Raw genomic sequence first — 16048 nt, 5'->3', positions numbered from 1 at the left:
AAATGACAGTCTGAAATAACGTCAGGACTTCTCTTATTTACCCGCGTTTTTCGCAGCGTTCGTGCCTGCGGTATAACCGGAGAAGTTGGCCCATCCCTGCATCATCGCCGTCATGGAATCTGCGCCGTTCGCGCCGCCGACAACGCAGCCTGCGCCATAAAGGTTGGCGATCGGGTTGCCCTCAGCATCGACAATCTGGAGATTTTCGTTTGCTTTTAAACCACCCAGCGTCGTTGCGAAACGTGGCTTCTGTTCGACGATCACATAAGTTCCTTCTTTTAAAGCAACCGGATCGGGTTTGTCAAACTGCGTGTCTTTTCCCGCAGCGCACATTTCGTTGTAGTCGGCGACCGTCGCGGCTAAGGCTTCTGCGTCGATGTCCATCTGACCTGCCAGTGCGCTCAGATCTTCACCTTTGACGATGATCGGCTTACCATTATTGGAAACCGAATACCAGTCTTCGATCGAAGCTTCGGAAGGAATCAGCTTGTCTTCCACAGACTTGGCAAGATAGGCGGCATAGGCTTCTTCATCCATAACCAGGTAGAGAATTTTATCTTCCTGAGCCACGGTAGCATTGGTGATGTCGCTTAATGTGCCGACTTCGCTGACAACGCGTTCACCCTTGGAGTTGACATAGATCGCACCGTGACCGTTGGTCGCTGCCGTCGAGCTGGCAGTGGCGGCTAACCCCTTGGTCGGAAGCTTTTCAACTCCCTGCGCGTAAACCTTGACTAAATCCAGATTGATCGTCGCCGCCCCGACGGCTTCGCCCATGACTAAGCCATCGCCGGTGTCACTGTCGCGGCCATAGAACAGGTATCCGTCCAGCGATTTTGGAAGCAGCTCTTGGTTCGCACCAAAGCTGCCGGTCGCCAGGACGACGGATTTCGCGTTGAAGGTGACTTCCTTGCCGGTCGCATCCGTGCCCAGCGCGCCGATTACCGCGCCGTTGTCATCCGTCAGAAGCTTGGATGCCCGCACATCGGTGAACAGCTGGCCGTGATTTTGCGCTAACAGCGCCTGCATCTGATCCAGGAAGGAAACTGAGCGTCCGACAACGCCGATCTGCCGGGAAGCGGAATGATCCGGATACTGCGTCGCGGCCGCGTCATAGGCAATTTTTAAATCGTCGGTCAGCCAGTCGATGCACTCGCCGATGTTATCCGCAAGCAGTCTGACCAGCACCGGATCGTTCTTTTCCAATCCGACCTTCATGATATCTTCATACAACAAGTCGGAAGAATCCTGCGTTTCATTCAGGACTTCTTTTTGAATCCGGGAATTGGTGGCGACCATCGTGCCGGCATTTAAGACCGTATCGCCGCCGATGAAGCCGTTCTTTTCCAGACAGATGACGCTGGCGCCGGTCTGGGCGGCCCGCACGGCGGCCGTGATACCGGATCCGCCTCCGCCGATGACCAGCACGTCGCAGTCATAGCTGTCGTTGAGCGCTTCCGCCGCGACTTCGGTGTTGAAGCGAGTATTCAGATCCGCGCCAGCCTGAGTCAGCGCGTCTTTGACCGCAGAAATGAAGGTGGCGCTGGTGATCGTCGATCCGGTAATCGTATCCAGATTGACGGTTTGGTTGGCGATGATCTCATCGGTCAGCTGTTCCATTGCGTTGGTGCCGATTCCGGCCGTTTCCGATGATTCAACGACGTTGATCGATTCGATCGCCTGATCGGTGACCGTGACCTCAATCGTGATCGGCGCGTTGTGGCCGGTGACCGTCGCGGTATAGGTTCCCGGTGTCAGCGCGGCGGCTGAGGTGTCCGGGGTTGGCGTGCCGGCGCCGTTGTTATTGCCGCAGCCGGCGGCTGAAGCAGCGAGCACCAGACATAAAGCCAGTTTAAGAAGCTTTTTCATTGTCTTTCCTCCTCTTACAATGCAACAAGATAATAATTTAACAATGTGTTGAAAATATTTTGTTTTTGACACAGTTTTGACGCAATTCTGTTGTTTGTTATAATAAAAACGGGAGAACGAACATGAAAACGATACTCATAGTGGATGATAACGAATCGATCTGCAACATTTTATATCATTATGGAAAAGAAGCCGGCTATACGATGGTGATCGCGCATACCGGTCAGGAAGGACTTACTTATTTTACCAATTATAAGCCGGATGTCATCCTTCTGGACGTGATGCTTCCGGATATCGACGGCTTTGAAGTCTGCCAGTGTATCCGCAAAGTATCCCGTGTGCCGATCCTGATGATTACTGCCAAGACAGCCGATCAGGACCGCGTCATGGGACTGGATATCGGGGCTGACGATTACATCCTCAAGCCGTTTTCCTGTCAGGAGGTGATGGCGCGGATCCGCGCGGTTTTGCGCAGAACGGAGGACAATCCGGAACAGGCCGATTTCGTTTATGGAAATTTAATGATTCAGGAAAGCCGGAATTTAGTCAGTCTGGACGGTAATCCGATCAATTTGACAAAGAAAGAAATGGAGCTGCTGGTGCTGCTCGCTTCCCATCCCGGACGGGTGTATTCCCGCGAGATTCTTCTCGATCTGGTTTGGGGATACAGCGGAGAAAGCTACGACCGGGCGGTGGACTCCTGCGTGAAGCGGCTGCGCGCCAAGCTGGACGAATATCCGCACCCCTGCTTTTCCATCAAAACGATCTGGGGCGTAGGGTACAGTTTTGCCTATGAGGAAAAAAAGTATGAGTAAGCTGACAAGTAAGCTGGTCATTATGTTCAGTGCTGTAATTCTGAGCTATGCGGTGATTCTGGTGTATAATTTTTCGCACTTCACCGCCGATGTTCTGAATACCCACCATGTGGATATCATTTTCCGCGGTGCGGAAAACGCGGCGGAAACCTTTGAACGCATGCTTCCGGAAGATACGCGGCCGGATAACTTTATCCAGACCGTCCGGAATCTGGGCAACGTGGAATACAGTCTGGCGATGCTTTCCGATATCAGCGATTACAGCTATTCCCTGTGTGATCAAAATGGAGAATATTTGTATTTAAACGAAGATCAGCTGGTGCAGAAAAACGATATCGCTTTGATCCCGGAAGCGGAAACGGTCCGCGATTCAGCTTTGGCAGGAGAAAGTTCCTGTCTTGAGTTTCCGACGAAAGAAGGGCATATTATCGCCGGGGCGGCGCCGATTCATAATGGTCAGGGGGAAACCGTCGGGATTCTCTTGATTCTGCATCAGGCAGGGGATTCCGCGGCGATGCAGTCGAAGATCAACCGTTTTCTTTTCGGGCTGACACTGGTCGTTTTACTGCTGCTTCTGTTAGTCAGCGTATTCATGTCGTTTCGTTTCACCGCGCCGATTCGGAAAATTACGCAGATTGCCAACGAACTGGCGCACGGCAACCTGTCGATTCAGACGAATATTCATCAAAAAGATGAAATCGGTCAGCTGGCCTATTCGATGGACCAGTTGGCAATCGAATTGCGCAAAAGTAAGGAAATCCAGAGAAACGAAGCGAAAATGCACGATAATTTCCTGGCAGATATCTCGCATGAGCTAAAAACACCGGTGACCGTGATCCGCGGATCGCTGGAATCGCTGGCGGATGGGGTGATCAAGGATCCGGAGGACGTCGCCGCCTATTACCAACAGATGTTGGCTGAAAGTCAGTACCTCCAGAAACTGATTCAGGATTTACTAATGATTTCGACCTTGAAAACCAAGGAATTTAAAATTAAACAGGAGCCGGTTCATCTTTCCGAGGTGATGTCGGATACGGCGATGAGTGCCCGCGGGATGGCCATGAAAAAGAAAATTCAGTTTGTGACGCAGCCGCCGGAGAATGATTTTGTCATCCTGGGCGATTATGAGTTGATCCGCAAGCTGCTGATGTTGATTCTGGACAACGCGGTCAAATATACAGAATCTGGGAAATCTATTTATTATTATCAGACTGATCGCGGTGAAATTGTGATTCAGGATGAAGGCGCAGGCATGGATCAGGAAGCGGTTTCCCATATCTTTAAACGTTTTTATCGGCAGGGAAAAGGGATTGAGCGCGGCAGCTCAGGAATGGGGCTGGCGATCGCAAAAGAGATCGCCGTCCGGCATCAAATTGAGATTCAGGTTGAAAGTACAGTAGGCATGGGCACCACGTTTACGCTTGTGTTTCCAGTAGATAAAATAAGTGTGGAAAACTGACAGAGATTGACAACTATTTAAAATGAGGTAGGATTAAAAACAGATTGGGAGTGATTTTATGGCGATTGAACAAGCCCGGGACTATCTGAAAGCTTGGGGCTGCGCCGATCAGATTATTGAGCTGGAGCATTCCAGCGCAACGGTGGCGTTAGCGGCGGAAGCCCTGGGCACGGAAGAAGCGCGGATTGCGAAAACCTTGTCGTTTTGGGTGCAGGAACAGCCAGTATTGGTCGTGACGGCCGGTGATCAGAAAATTGACAACGCGAAGTATAAAGCGTTCTTTCATGTCAAAGCGAAAATGTTAAGCTATGAGGAAGTGGAACCGGTGATCGGGCATCCGGTCGGCGGCGTCTGTCCGTTCGGCATTCATCCGGGAATTCCAGTCTATTTGGATGAATCGCTCAAACGGTTTGAAACGGTGTTTCCTGCCTGCGGCAGCGGCAACAGCGCGATCGAGCTGACGCCTGACCGGTTGTTTGAAATCGCGCAGGCACAAGCCTGGATTAACGTCTGTAAATAGGGGATAAGAATTAACCGAAAAAAAGGGGATAAATTTTATTGCTTTCCCGGCTGACGAAGGGGCGGCTTATATAAAACTTCTAAACTGAAAAGGAGCGGTAGAGAAAGAAGACTCTCTGCGGAATCTTCTGAAACAATCCATAGTAATTAAAGGGCAAAGTCCCTTCCGATTCTTTGAACAAAACAAAAACAAACAGGATTTCACAGGAAAGATTCTCATAATCCTTGCCGTATGATCATCATCACAAATTTAGATCTCAGATTAGAAGCAGGATAAAAACAATGAAAAGAAAATTAAAATATCTGTGCTTGGCGCTTGCGGTCATGATCGGGCTGAAGCTAGTCGAAATGTATCATAACGTATACCCTCAAATAAGCAGCGAGGCTTGTGTTGATTGCCATGAATTAGATGTGGCGCCTAACGGAAAAACGGTGAATTTGTTTTTTCGTGAAACATTGAATGAAGGATGGTTTGAGGTCAACAACTTATATTACAAACAAAATTTCTGGGATAAAAGGAAACAGGTCGGGCAAAGCTTTGATTATAATGGAGGCAACAAAATTGCGGGATTGGAAATGCGCCTGTATTTTTCTTCCTGTGAGCTGCCGCCTTACATCACCCACGGAATCATCATCGAAGAAGATTTTATGACAATCTCAGATGTTCACGTTTCGCTCATGAAGGGAGCGTATGATGATGCGGCCACTTTGTTTTACTACTTTAAGTTTCGATCCGATTGTTTATATGTCTTTGGAAAAATGAAAATCAGCCGCAGAGATGAAAAACAATTTTCTTCCGATGAAGAAAAAAAGGATCTCGTCCGATCTTATTTGGAGAAAATGTTCTGGTCATCCCCGGCTTAACCGAGATCTCCATCTTCTTCGCAAAGACGGGGTGATAGCTTAATTAAATGGCGGAAAAACAAGAAGCACTGAACTGAGAAAGATGTTCAGTGCTTATTTCTGAAATCATAAAGCCGAATAAAATAAGAAGCAGGACAGCCGTGAACTCAAAGGTCAGCCGGAAATCTGGTTTGTTTTTTCAATAATCGCGTCGACCGCTTCCAGCATGGCCGAACGTAAGCCCAGGGCTTCCGCTTTTTCGACGCCGACGATCGTACTGCCAGCCGGCGAACAAACCTGATCCTTTAAGATCCCCGGATGCAGTCCGGTTTCGCTCACCATCGCCCCGGCGCCTTTTACGGCCTGGGCTGCCATCGCATACGCCTGGACGCGCGGAATTCCATGTTTGACGGCGGCGTCAGCCATCGCTTCGATCATCATATAGATCAAAGCCGGGGTGCTGCCGGTCAGGGCGGACACCGCGTTCATCTGCGCTTCCTCGATCACCGCGGTTTTCCCGGTCATAGCCAAGAGGGAAAGCACCAGCTGCTTTTCCGATTCTGTGACCTGAGCGTTAAAGGTTAAGGCGGTAAACCCTTCTCCGACGGCGGCGCAGGTGTTGGGCAGGGTACGGACCAGGTGGACGTCTTCTCCTAAGCGCTGGGCATACCAGTCCAGCGTTAAAGAAACGGCGATCGTCACAACGAGCGTTTCCGGCCGCAGCGCGGGTTTGATATCGGCGAGCACTTCTGCCATTTTAACCGGTTTGACCGCCAGAAATAAAACGTCGCTCACCTTTGCCACTTCGGCCGCCGAGTCGTACTTCTGGGCCGGGAAATCTGCCTTTTCCGCTAAATGGGGCGAATAGGCCGCCATCGTGTAAGCCTGTGTTTTCTGAGTAATCCCGCGAATGATCGCCGAGGCCATATTGCCTGTGCCAATCCATCCGATTGTCGTCATAGAAAAGTCCTCCTTTTTTTATCCGGTCTTCCCGGTTTTCTTCGATTTGGTTTCATTATACAACAAACCGTCAACTTCGACCGCTCGTGAATTGTAATTATCCCGCGAAACCATTAAAATAAAAGCAGAAAGGCCAGGTGGGAAACAATGTTTGAGAAACTGAACGAAGTCAAAGTACTTCGCGATCCAATTCATGGCTATATTCACGTTGATCTGAAAGTGATCTGGGATTGTATCAACAGCCGCGAGGTTCAGCGGCTGAAACGAATCCGGCAGCTGGGCGGGGCGTTTCAAGTCTATCATACCGCGGAGCATTCCCGGTTCGCGCATTCTTTAGGGGTTTATGAGATCGCCCGGCGGATGGTCGAGGAAATCCGCGATCTGCGGGAAACACTGAGCGAGGAAGAAAAGATTACGGTCATGGCCGCCGGTCTGCTTCATGATTTGGGGCATGGTCCGTTCTCCCATGCGTTTGAATCCGTGACCATCGCCAAGCATGAGGAAATGACGCGCCGGATCATTCTTGAAGAGACAGAAGTCCATCGCGCGTTAGTCCGCTGCAGTCCATCGCTGCCGGAAAAGGTGGCGGCGGTGATCGATCATACCCATCCCAATAAAATTCTCGTTCAGATGATCAGCGGGCAGCTGGATGCCGATCGGATGGACTATCTGCTTCGGGACGCTTACTTCACCGGGACGAAATACGGCGAATTTGATCTGGAACGGATCCTGCGGACCATCCGCGTGCGCGATCATAAAATGGTCGTCAAGGAAAGCGGCATGCATTCCGTCGAGGACTACATTATGGCCCGCTATCACATGTACTGGCAGGTTTATTTTCATCCGGTATCGCGCAGCTTTGAGTCGATGCTGGCGCTGATGTTTGCGCGGTTAAAGCAGCTGCGGGATCAGCACAGTCCGATTTTGGAACAAATTCCAATTTTCAACGCTTTCCTGGAGGGACGCGACGTCAGCGTCGAGGATCATTTTCTGATGGATGAACCCGCCTGCAACTACGGGTTTACGCTGTTCCGGCAAAGCGCGGATCCGATCGCCGCGGATCTGGCACGGCGGCTGCTGGATCGCGATCTGTTCCAGTCGTGCGAAATCCATCAGCACGATCAGCTCGAAGCGATGCGCGCGCGGTTAGTGGAAAACGGCTGGGATCCGGCGTACTATCTGACTGTTGACGAAGTCCGGCAGCGCCCGTACCAACCTTATCAGGGAAATGAAAATTCGATGGTCTGGGTTTTGATGGAGGACGGCATGATTCAGGAACTATCCGACGCCTCGGTCATCGCGGCGGCCCTGGTCCATGGAGAATCCAAGAATGACCTGCGGATGTACTACCCGCGGGAAATGGAGAGGGACCGATAAGGTTAATAAACTTGCGGAAATTCTTACCAGTGAGCCTCCCAAAGATTGGAAATAATGATATAATACGGCTATTGATCAGCGCGGTTTTTGAAGCATATAGCTCAAACGCAAAAAGTAGACTTTCCCTGACAGCCCTGGAAATCCGGAAATTTTCTGGAAACCGGGCTTTTTCTTTCGTTTTTTCGCTGTCATAAAATGTCTAATTAAATTGACAGTCGTGAAAAAAAGGGGGAATGGGCAATGCGATGGAAATGGTTGGCGGAAATAGAATACCGGACAGCGGCGGAAGCGTATGGACGGGTGGACCCGCGGTTTTTGGATCCTGCCTTTCCTGCCGCTTCCCGGCGGTGTTTCCAGGTGGAAGCGCATGGGGTATGCGTCGCCGGCGTTGTCAGCAAGCAGGAAAAACAGCTGTTTCTGGGCGGCTTAACCAGCGGCGATCCCGCCGTGATGCCGCGGGTGCTGCGCTTCGCCAACCGTCTGATGTGGCAATGGGGCTGCCGGAGCGGTCAGCTGGAGAGCGCCGCAAACGCGCTAACCTTGGAGGAGGAAAAAACGGTCTGGAAACAGAAAAAGTCCGGCCGATGCAGGGAGGGCGCATGCCGGATCGAATGGGAACTCGAAGAAGGAAACATTAAAGTAGGTGTGCTGCGCTGTCAGATCGACCCGCTGGTTCAGCGGAATCGGCTGGAAGCACAGGTCATGACGGCGAAGCTGTTGGATGTGGAACGACGTGGGGAAGTGATCGCCCAAATTCATCATTGGGACCAGCTGGCCAAGAAGCTCGGCCCCCTGATCGATGCTGGCGGTCTGCGGTTTGTCAGCCGGAAGGCTCAGGCCTGGATCAGTATGCCGATTCCCTCGCCGCAGGCCGCGGATCCTGAATATCTGCGGGATCAGCTGGCCCGGCAGCTGGCGGCGATGGGCATCACTCTTTGCCCGGAACCTACGGTGGATGTTGTTCGCTGGCGCCGCCGGTTATTCATGTTTACTCATCAAAAAAACAAGCAGCGCCATCTGGCACGTCATACAGGCCAGGCCGGCGCTGGCATTTGCCCACAGCAGCGGCGGCCATAAGCCGGCTGCCAACAGAGCGAAAAGCGTCAGCGCTCCGGCCAGCGCGGTACATAGTCCTCGGATCATCGCTGTACCTCCTGCCCCAGTCTATGTGAAATGAAACCGGAAGGTTCGCTCCCTCGCCTTTCGGTCTTTCTTTTTCTTTCTGTTGTCTGGCTTTTACAGGGCGAGCTGACCAAGGGTCTGGAAAAGCTTTGCATTAAACTTATGGATCCGTGTGACGAAACCAGTAGAGCGAACCGGCCGGATTGGGCTGACCGCTGATCGGATCCACGCGCCGTTCCTCCAGCTGGGGGCTGAGCGTGTACCAGGGACCGGGGGAATCCTGAGGATAGACAGTGTTGAAGATCTGCTTCCAGATCTGTTTCGGCACCCGCCGTTCCTCGTTGGTTTCCAGTTTTTCATTTTCATCATACCCGCTCCACAGCACGACGGTCATCTGCGGATTATACCCGGCGATCAGGCTGTCCCAGTCGCTGGATCCGGACTTTGCGGCCGTCGTTGTATAGGGCTCGTAGCCTAACAGGGAAGGCGTCATCACCTGCAGATTTTTGATATCGAACGGCGCCCGCAGCAGCTGGGAAAGCATCAGCGTTTCATCGCGGTGCAGCAGCTGTTTTGGATTTTCCTGGCGTTGATAGAGGATGTTGCCGGCGTTATCGGTCACTAACCGGATCATCGACGGCTCATCCATCAGCCCCTCCGAGGCGAACGTGTTGTAAATCTTCGCCAGATCGATCAGCGGAAAATGCGTCGCGCCCAAAGCCATCGCGGCCGTGGCTTCCTCGGATTCGATGCCGAAGGCGGCCAGACCGTCCGCCAACAGATCCATGCCCAGAAACAAATGCGTTTTCACGGCATAGATATTATCGGATACGCCGATCGCGTTGATCATTGAGATTTCCTTTTCCGGATAGACGTTGCGGTAATTGGTCGGGGCATAAAAAACGCTTTGGGAGATCTGAAACTGGGTCGCGGTGGAAAGAAAGGTCGAAGAGGGGGATAACCCCTGCTGCAGAGCGATGTAGTAAAGCAGCGGCTTGATCGTCGAGCCGACCTGACGGGTGGAATACAGCGCGCGGTTGTATTGGGAGGTCGTGTAATCCCGTCCGCCGACCATCGCCAGGACGTTGAAGGTAAACGGCTCCAGGATTAATCCGGCGATTTGTTGATCGGTATCCGGTATGTGATCGTCGACGGCATCCTGCAAAATCGTCTGCATTTCCGGATCCAGATAGGTATAGACGTTCAGCCCCTTTTCCAGCGTTTCCTGATCGAGGAAGCCCATCTCTTTCAGCTGCGCCAGCACGGCGTCCTTATAATACCCGCTGGAGCCCATGATTTTCTGGGTGGAAAAGTCCGCCAGCAGCACCGGCTGCGCTTTTGCGCTGTCGGCTTCCCTCTGGGAAAGCTTCTCGTTGTCGACCATCGCCTGCAAGACGACGGCCTGTCGTGAACGGGCGTTGTCCATCGAAATAAAAGGGGAGAATAAAGAGGGACCGTTGGGAATTCCCGCCAGCATCGCCATTTCGCCTAAGGTGCAGTCGTCCAGCTCCTTGCCGAAGAAAAACGCGGCAGCCTTCTGGATGCCGTAGACGCCGTGGCCGTAATAGATGGTGTTCAGATAGGTTTCGAGAATCTGATCCTTGGAGAAATGCATTTCCAGCTTCGCGGCGTACACTGCTTCCTGAAACTTTCGCGACCAGGTCTGATCGAGCGTCAGAAACAGGTTGCGCGCCAGTTGCTGGGTGATCGTCGAACCACCTTCCACGATATCACCGTTTTCAGCGTTGACCAGCACCGCTTTGGCAATCCGGATCGGATCTAATCCATAATGTTGATAAAAACGCCGGTCCTCAATCGAGATCACCGCGTCGATCATCGTCTGCGGAACCTCCTCCAAATTTATCCATTCACTGTTTTTCTGATAGGTCGATTCATAAATTAAACCGCCCTGGTTATTATAAAGACGGATCCGGCTGTCCTGTCCCAGCAGCGGGACATACGACAAATAAGCGTAGCCGTAGAAGCCCAAAAGCGCCAGTAATCCGCACAATGTCAGGACGCATCCGGCCGTGATCAGTTTTTTCATCGTCCATCACCTCGTAGGTTTATTGTGGCCCGTAGAAAGAATTTTAAACTTATTGAAATTGACTATTGACAACTATTCAACAACCGTTATAATCATAGGGAATAAAGGAAAAAGAAACATGATTTCAAAACCAAAACAAGTTCGCGTTGTACGAACCGATCTGAATACCGGGCAGACCGAATGCCTGTGCGAATGCGCATGCGAGGTCGCCGGCGGGAATCAGCTTTTTTATACCGAGACCGGGCCTGACCGGTGTCCGGTCCGGGTTGAAATACAAAGTCAAAGCATAACGATCCAACGTCAAGGTGAAGCGGTAACCACGATGTTCCTGGTGCTTCATCAACGATCCGTCTCCCGCATTCAAACGGAGTTCGGTGTTTTTGAAATCGGCAATCTTACGACTCTTCTGGAACAAACGGAGGACTGTTGGCGCGTCGCGTATGAAATCGGCGAGCCGGGACAGCCGTCCGACCGCTTCCAGATCGAATGGTTTTTTAAGGAGGCAGAAGCGTGAATCAAATTGAAACAAACCTCAAAACCTGCATCATAAACGCGGTGAAACAGGCTTTTGACCTGGATTGGGAAAGCGGCGACGTCGTCATTGAAATTCCAAAGGAAAAGATCCACGGCGATTACTCGACGAATGCGGCGATGCGGCTGACAAAGCAGCTGCGGCAGAATCCGCGGATGATCGCGCAGCAGCTGATCGATCATCTGGATCTGAAGCAAGGCTCAGTCGCTAAATGTGAAATCGCGGGTCCGGGCTTTATCAATTTCTTTATGGAAAGCGCGAGTCTGGCGTCGGTGATCGGCGTCGTGCTGCAGGAAAATGAAAACTACGGACGTTCCGACGCAGGCCAGGGACTGAAGGTCGACGTCGAATATGTTTCGGCGAATCCGACCGGGGATCTGCATCCGGGCCATGCCCGGGGAGCGGCGATGGGCGATTCCGTCACGCGGCTGATGAAATTTGCGGGCTACGACGTGACGCGCGAATACTATGTGAATGACGCAGGCAATCAGATCCGCAACATGGCGCTGTCGCTGCAGGCGCGTTACCTGCAGGCGTGCGGCGTGGAGGCGGAGGTGCCGGAAGACGGCTACCACGGTCCGGACCTGATTAAAATCGCGCAGGACCTCAAACAGGAATATGGCGAAGACCTGGCGCATAAGGATAAAGCAGAAACTTATTCCTTTTTCCGCCAACAGGGACTGCAGGCCGAGCTGGCGAAGCTGAAAGCCGATCTGGCGGCCTTCGGCGTTGAGTTTGATGTCTGGACCAGTGAACAGAGTATTTATGACCGCGGCATGGTGGACAAAGCGCTGAACACGCTGAAAGCTCAGGGCATGACGTATGAAAGCGAAGGCGCCCTGTGGCTGCGCACAACCGATTTCGGCGATGATAAGGACCGCGTGCTCGTCAAGAGCGACGGCAGCTATACGTATCTGACGCCGGATATCGCGTACCATGTCGACAAGTTTGACCGTGGCTATGATAAGCTGATCGATTTCTTCGGTGCCGATCATCATGGCTACATTGCCCGGCTGAAGGCGGCGGTGCAGTCGCTGGGCAAAAATAAAGACGATCTGGAAGTGGACATTATCCAGATGGCCCGGATGGTGAAAGACGGCGAAGAATTTAAGATGTCCAAACGGACCGGCAAGGCCGTTGCCTTAAAAGATCTGGTGGAGGAAGCGGGCGTCGATGCCGTCCGGTACTTCTTCGTTTCCCGCGCTGCGGATACACACATGGATTTCGATATCGACATGGCGAAGAAGCAGACTAACGAAAACCCGGTCTACTACGCTCAGTACGCTCACGCACGGATGTGTTCGATTCTGCGCTCGGGAGCGGATATCCCGCTTGCGGATCATTACGAACTGATCACGCACGAAAAAGAACTGGATCTGCTTAAGCATATCAATGAATTTGCTTCTACGGTCGCCGATGCCGCCAAAACCCGCCAGCCGCACAAGATGTGCAATTATATCACCCGTTTGGCGCAGTTGTTCCACACGTTCTATGCGGACTGCAAAGTCCTGGACCGGACGAATCTGGAATTAAGCGCTCAACGTCTGGCGTTGGTGAAGGCTTCTGAAATGACCCTGCGCAACGCACTGACGCTGATTGGCGTCAGCGCCCCTGAAAAAATGTAAGAAAGGACTGTTTCAAAGTGTCAAATCGTTCAATGACTGATGTTGCTTATCAACTGTTAAGCAAAAAGAAAAACAGCGTCACCTTCAACAAGCTGTGGGATGAGGTTTCTCAAATCATGGGTTATTCCGAAAATGTAGCGGAACGGAAAATTGCCTCGTTCTACACATCGATGATGCTGGACAACCGCTTTACTTCCCTGGGCAACAACAAATGGGATCTGCGGTCGCGGCATACGTATAACGAAACGCACTTTGATACCAGTGCGATCGTTCTCGAGGACGACAATAACGACGAGCTGGACGAACTGGACAGCTTCGAGGAAGAGGCGGAAGTGGAAAAAGTTCCGTTTGAAGAAACAAACGAAGAAAGCTTCTGATGGAGAAAGGGCAGCGCAGTCTGCCTTTTCGTTTGGGGAAAGCCAAGTCTGACCCAGTGAATCAGAGGATCAAAGAATAGTGAGCTTAAGTCATGATGAAGGAAAGGTGAAGCCAATGAAAACAGTAGTCTGGGATTGGAATGGAACATTATTGGATGATGTGGAAGTCTGTATTGAAACGGTCAACGCGATGCTTCGTCAAAGGAATCTGCCGGCGTTAGAAAGCGTGGATCAATACCAGAATGTGTTCACGTTTCCGGTGATCGATTATTACCGCCGGGTCGGCTTTGACCTGGAACGGGAAAGCTTTGAGGCGTTATCGGAGGAATATATGCGCGGGTATCATGAACGGGCAGTGCGCTGCGGGCTGTTCGCGGACGCTGAGCCGGGGATCAAGCAGCTGCGGGAACAGGGTGTGCCGTCGCTGATTCTGTCCGCTTCCCGGCAGGATCATCTGCGCATGCAGACAGAACAATGCGGCTGTACGGAATGGTTCAGCGATTTGATCGGAATATCCGATATCTATGCCAAGGAGAAGCTGAGCGCCGCGCAGGCGTGGCTGAGGAAAAATCCGCAGCCGGACCGGGAAATGATCATGATCGGGGATTCCCTGCATGATGCGGAGGTTGCGGAAGCGCTGGGCTGGGACTGTATTCTGATTGATCGCGGTCATCAAAGCCGCAGGCTTCTTGTCACTTCCGGCAAACCGGTCGTGTCCAATATTCTTGAAGCAATACCACTGATTTTAGGTTAAATAAGCAAATTTTGCGTCATTTCTTTATTTCCCGGGAAATGATGCTTTTCTATTGTAAGTAGAGAATTGCTTTACTTTTCGATAAGCTAAAAAGCCATGACGATGAAATACAATGCTTTTTTTCTCCTCAGAAAGCGAATCAGCTTTGACGTTGAACCTTGAACGGTGATAAGAAAGAACAATAAAAAAAGGAGATCGGAATCTCCTTAATCAGATCAGATTTATGCTTACGACGCTCACCGGTGATACAATCTTTTCTTCTGGTAGACCGGCTCGCACGTCAGATTCATGCCCAGCTTTTTGAATGTCGACGAATCCACTTCCGAAAGCAGCACAGTGGAATGAACTTCGCAGTCTTTCAGCTTTTTCAGCTGCTGCATCGCCAGATGGGATACCGGATTGTTCGTCGCGGCAATCGCCAGGGCAATCAGGATTTCATCGGTATGTAATCTTGGGTTATGATTGCCGAGATGCTGGACCTTCAGCTTCTGGATCGGTTCGATGACATTGGGGGAGATCAGCGGGATGTTGTCGTTGATGCCGCCGATTTCCTTTAACGCGTTTAACAGCGCGGCGCTGGAAGCGCCTAACAGATCGGAGGTTTTCCCGGTGATGATCCGACCGTCGTTTAATTCAATGGCGACGGCGGGTGCTTCGGTTTCCGCCGCTTTGTTTAAGGCGGCGGTGACAACCTTGCGGTCTTCCTTCACAATTCCGGCCTGATTCATGATCAGTTCGATTTTCTGAACGGATTCCTCGGTCGCCATATCACGGCGGTAATCGCACAGCGCCTGATAATACCGGCGCAGAATTTCATCCTCGCTGGCCCGGCACGCCGCTTCATCGTCGATGATGCAGTTGCCGACCATATTGACGCCCATGTCCGTCGGCGATTTGTACGGGGATACGCCCGCAATCTTTTCAAATAAAGTATTCAAGACTGGGAATACCTCCACATCGCGGTTGTAGTTCACCGCCGTTTCGCCATAGGCTTCAAGGTGGAACGGGTCGATCATGTTGACATCGTTGAGATCCGCCGTCGCCGCTTCATAGGCCAGATTGACCGGATGCTTTAACGACAGGTTCCAGATCGGGAAGGTTTCAAATTTAGCGTAGCCCGCTTTGATGCCGCGCTTGTAATCATGATACAGCTGCGACAGACAGGTTGCCATCTTGCCGCTGCCCGGCCCTGGGGCAGTGACGACGATCAGTTCGCGGGTGGTTTCGATGTATTCGTTTTTGCCATATCCTTCATCGGAAACAATGTAGGACACGTTGCTTGGATAACCGGGAATCGGATAATGCAGAACGACGTTGATGCCCAGATTTTCCAGCTTTTTCTTAAACTGATCCGCGGTGATCTGTCCGGCATACTGTGCGATGACGACACTGCCGACATACAGGTCGATGCTGCGGAAAGCGTCGATCAGACGCAGAACATCCAGATCGTAGGTGATGCCCAAGTCGCTGCGGACTTTATTCTTTTCAATATCGGTCGCGTTGATGACGATGACGATTTCAACGGAATCCCGCAGTTCCATTAACATTTTAATTTTACTGTCCGGCTGGAATCCCGGGAGTACGCGGGAGGCATGATAGTCGTCAAAAAGCTTGCCGCCGAACTCCAGATAAAGCTTGTTGTCAAACTGTTTGATCCGTTCTTTGATTTTGGCAGACTGCATCTGCACGTATTTTTCGTTGTCGAAAGCCAGTCTTTTCATAGTCTATACCCCTTAAAAACTCAATTTC

Annotated in this window: 14 protein-coding genes; 10 read left to right on the top strand and 4 right to left on the bottom strand. The window is 51.6% G+C overall.

Annotated elements, in window-relative coordinates; genetic code table 11:
* Window positions 1-33 precede the first annotated feature (33 nt).
* Window positions 34-1869, bottom strand: a complete 1836-nt coding sequence (locus tag HOLDEFILI_RS05025) for an FAD-dependent oxidoreductase (protein WP_006058405.1) — start codon at window positions 1867-1869, stop codon at window positions 34-36.
* A 122-nt stretch (window positions 1870-1991) separates the two neighbouring features.
* On the opposite strand from HOLDEFILI_RS05025, the gene HOLDEFILI_RS05020 reads away from it, so the two are divergent.
* The 4 genes from HOLDEFILI_RS05020 to HOLDEFILI_RS05005 all read left to right on the top strand — a co-directional run bounded on the left by HOLDEFILI_RS05020 (window position 1992) and on the right by HOLDEFILI_RS05005 (window position 5526).
* A complete protein-coding gene (locus HOLDEFILI_RS05020) occupies window positions 1992-2684 on the top strand; it encodes a response regulator transcription factor (RefSeq protein WP_006058404.1) in 693 nt (230 codons plus the stop codon).
* A complete protein-coding gene (locus tag HOLDEFILI_RS05015) occupies window positions 2677-4143 on the top strand; it encodes a sensor histidine kinase (RefSeq protein WP_006058403.1) in 1467 nt (488 codons plus the stop codon). The genes HOLDEFILI_RS05020 and HOLDEFILI_RS05015 overlap by 8 nt, the downstream gene beginning before the upstream one ends.
* Window positions 4144-4201: 58 nt before the next feature.
* The gene (locus tag HOLDEFILI_RS05010; protein ID WP_006058402.1) at window positions 4202-4663 is read left to right on the top strand and encodes a YbaK/EbsC family protein; all 462 of its coding nucleotides are present in this window, start codon (window positions 4202-4204) and stop codon (window positions 4661-4663) included.
* A 281-nt stretch (window positions 4664-4944) separates the two neighbouring features.
* Window positions 4945-5526, top strand: a complete 582-nt coding sequence (locus tag HOLDEFILI_RS05005) for a hypothetical protein (protein ID WP_006058401.1) — start codon at window positions 4945-4947, stop codon at window positions 5524-5526.
* A gap of 153 nt (window positions 5527-5679) precedes the next feature.
* On the opposite strand, the gene proC is transcribed toward HOLDEFILI_RS05005, so the two are convergent.
* Window positions 5680-6465, bottom strand: coding sequence for a pyrroline-5-carboxylate reductase (proC, locus tag HOLDEFILI_RS05000; protein WP_006058400.1), 786 nt, complete (start codon window positions 6463-6465; stop codon window positions 5680-5682).
* Window positions 6466-6612: 147 nt separating this feature from the next.
* On the opposite strand from proC, the gene HOLDEFILI_RS04995 reads away from it, so the two are divergent.
* Together HOLDEFILI_RS04995 and HOLDEFILI_RS04990 are read left to right on the top strand one after the other, a co-directional pair.
* A complete protein-coding gene (locus HOLDEFILI_RS04995; RefSeq protein WP_039864061.1) occupies window positions 6613-7842 on the top strand; it encodes an HD domain-containing protein in 1230 nt (409 codons plus the stop codon).
* Between the two features lie 240 nt (window positions 7843-8082).
* Window positions 8083-8919 (top strand): hypothetical protein, encoded by an 837-nt coding sequence (locus tag HOLDEFILI_RS04990; RefSeq protein WP_006058397.1) that lies wholly within the window; start codon window positions 8083-8085, stop codon window positions 8917-8919.
* 205 nt (window positions 8920-9124) lie between these two features.
* Here HOLDEFILI_RS04990 and HOLDEFILI_RS04985 read toward each other — a convergent pair whose 3' ends face one another.
* The gene (locus HOLDEFILI_RS04985) at window positions 9125-11011 is read right to left on the bottom strand and encodes a transglycosylase domain-containing protein (RefSeq protein ID WP_006058396.1); all 1887 of its coding nucleotides are present in this window, start codon (window positions 11009-11011) and stop codon (window positions 9125-9127) included.
* A gap of 118 nt (window positions 11012-11129) precedes the next feature.
* Here HOLDEFILI_RS04985 and HOLDEFILI_RS04980 point away from each other — a divergent pair, with 118 nt between their 5' ends.
* From HOLDEFILI_RS04980 to HOLDEFILI_RS04965, 4 genes are all read left to right on the top strand, one after another.
* The gene (locus HOLDEFILI_RS04980) at window positions 11130-11525 is read left to right on the top strand and encodes a YwiB family protein (RefSeq protein WP_006058395.1); all 396 of its coding nucleotides are present in this window, start codon (window positions 11130-11132) and stop codon (window positions 11523-11525) included.
* Entirely contained in the window at window positions 11522-13168 is a 1647-nt protein-coding gene (gene argS, locus HOLDEFILI_RS04975; RefSeq protein ID WP_006058394.1) for an arginine--tRNA ligase, read from the top strand. Before HOLDEFILI_RS04980 ends, argS begins: the two co-directional genes overlap by 4 nt.
* 32 nt (window positions 13169-13200) lie before the next feature.
* A complete protein-coding gene (rpoE, locus tag HOLDEFILI_RS04970; RefSeq protein WP_006058393.1) occupies window positions 13201-13545 on the top strand; it encodes a DNA-directed RNA polymerase subunit delta in 345 nt (114 codons plus the stop codon).
* A 115-nt stretch (window positions 13546-13660) separates the two neighbouring features.
* Window positions 13661-14299, top strand: a complete 639-nt coding sequence (locus HOLDEFILI_RS04965; RefSeq protein WP_006058392.1) for an HAD family hydrolase — start codon at window positions 13661-13663, stop codon at window positions 14297-14299.
* Between the two features lie 236 nt (window positions 14300-14535).
* Here the strand turns inward: HOLDEFILI_RS04965 and HOLDEFILI_RS04960 are convergent, their stop codons facing one another.
* The gene (locus tag HOLDEFILI_RS04960; RefSeq protein WP_006058391.1) at window positions 14536-16020 is read right to left on the bottom strand and encodes a DUF1846 domain-containing protein; all 1485 of its coding nucleotides are present in this window, start codon (window positions 16018-16020) and stop codon (window positions 14536-14538) included.
* Window positions 16021-16048: the final 28 nt, after the last annotated feature.

The organism is Holdemania filiformis DSM 12042 (assembly GCF_000157995.1).
Taxonomy (GTDB): Bacteria; Bacillota_I; Bacilli_A; order Erysipelotrichales; family Erysipelotrichaceae; genus Holdemania; species Holdemania filiformis.
The sequence above is the reverse complement of the archived record's forward strand: the minus strand, read 5'-3'. Positions and strand labels throughout refer to the sequence as shown.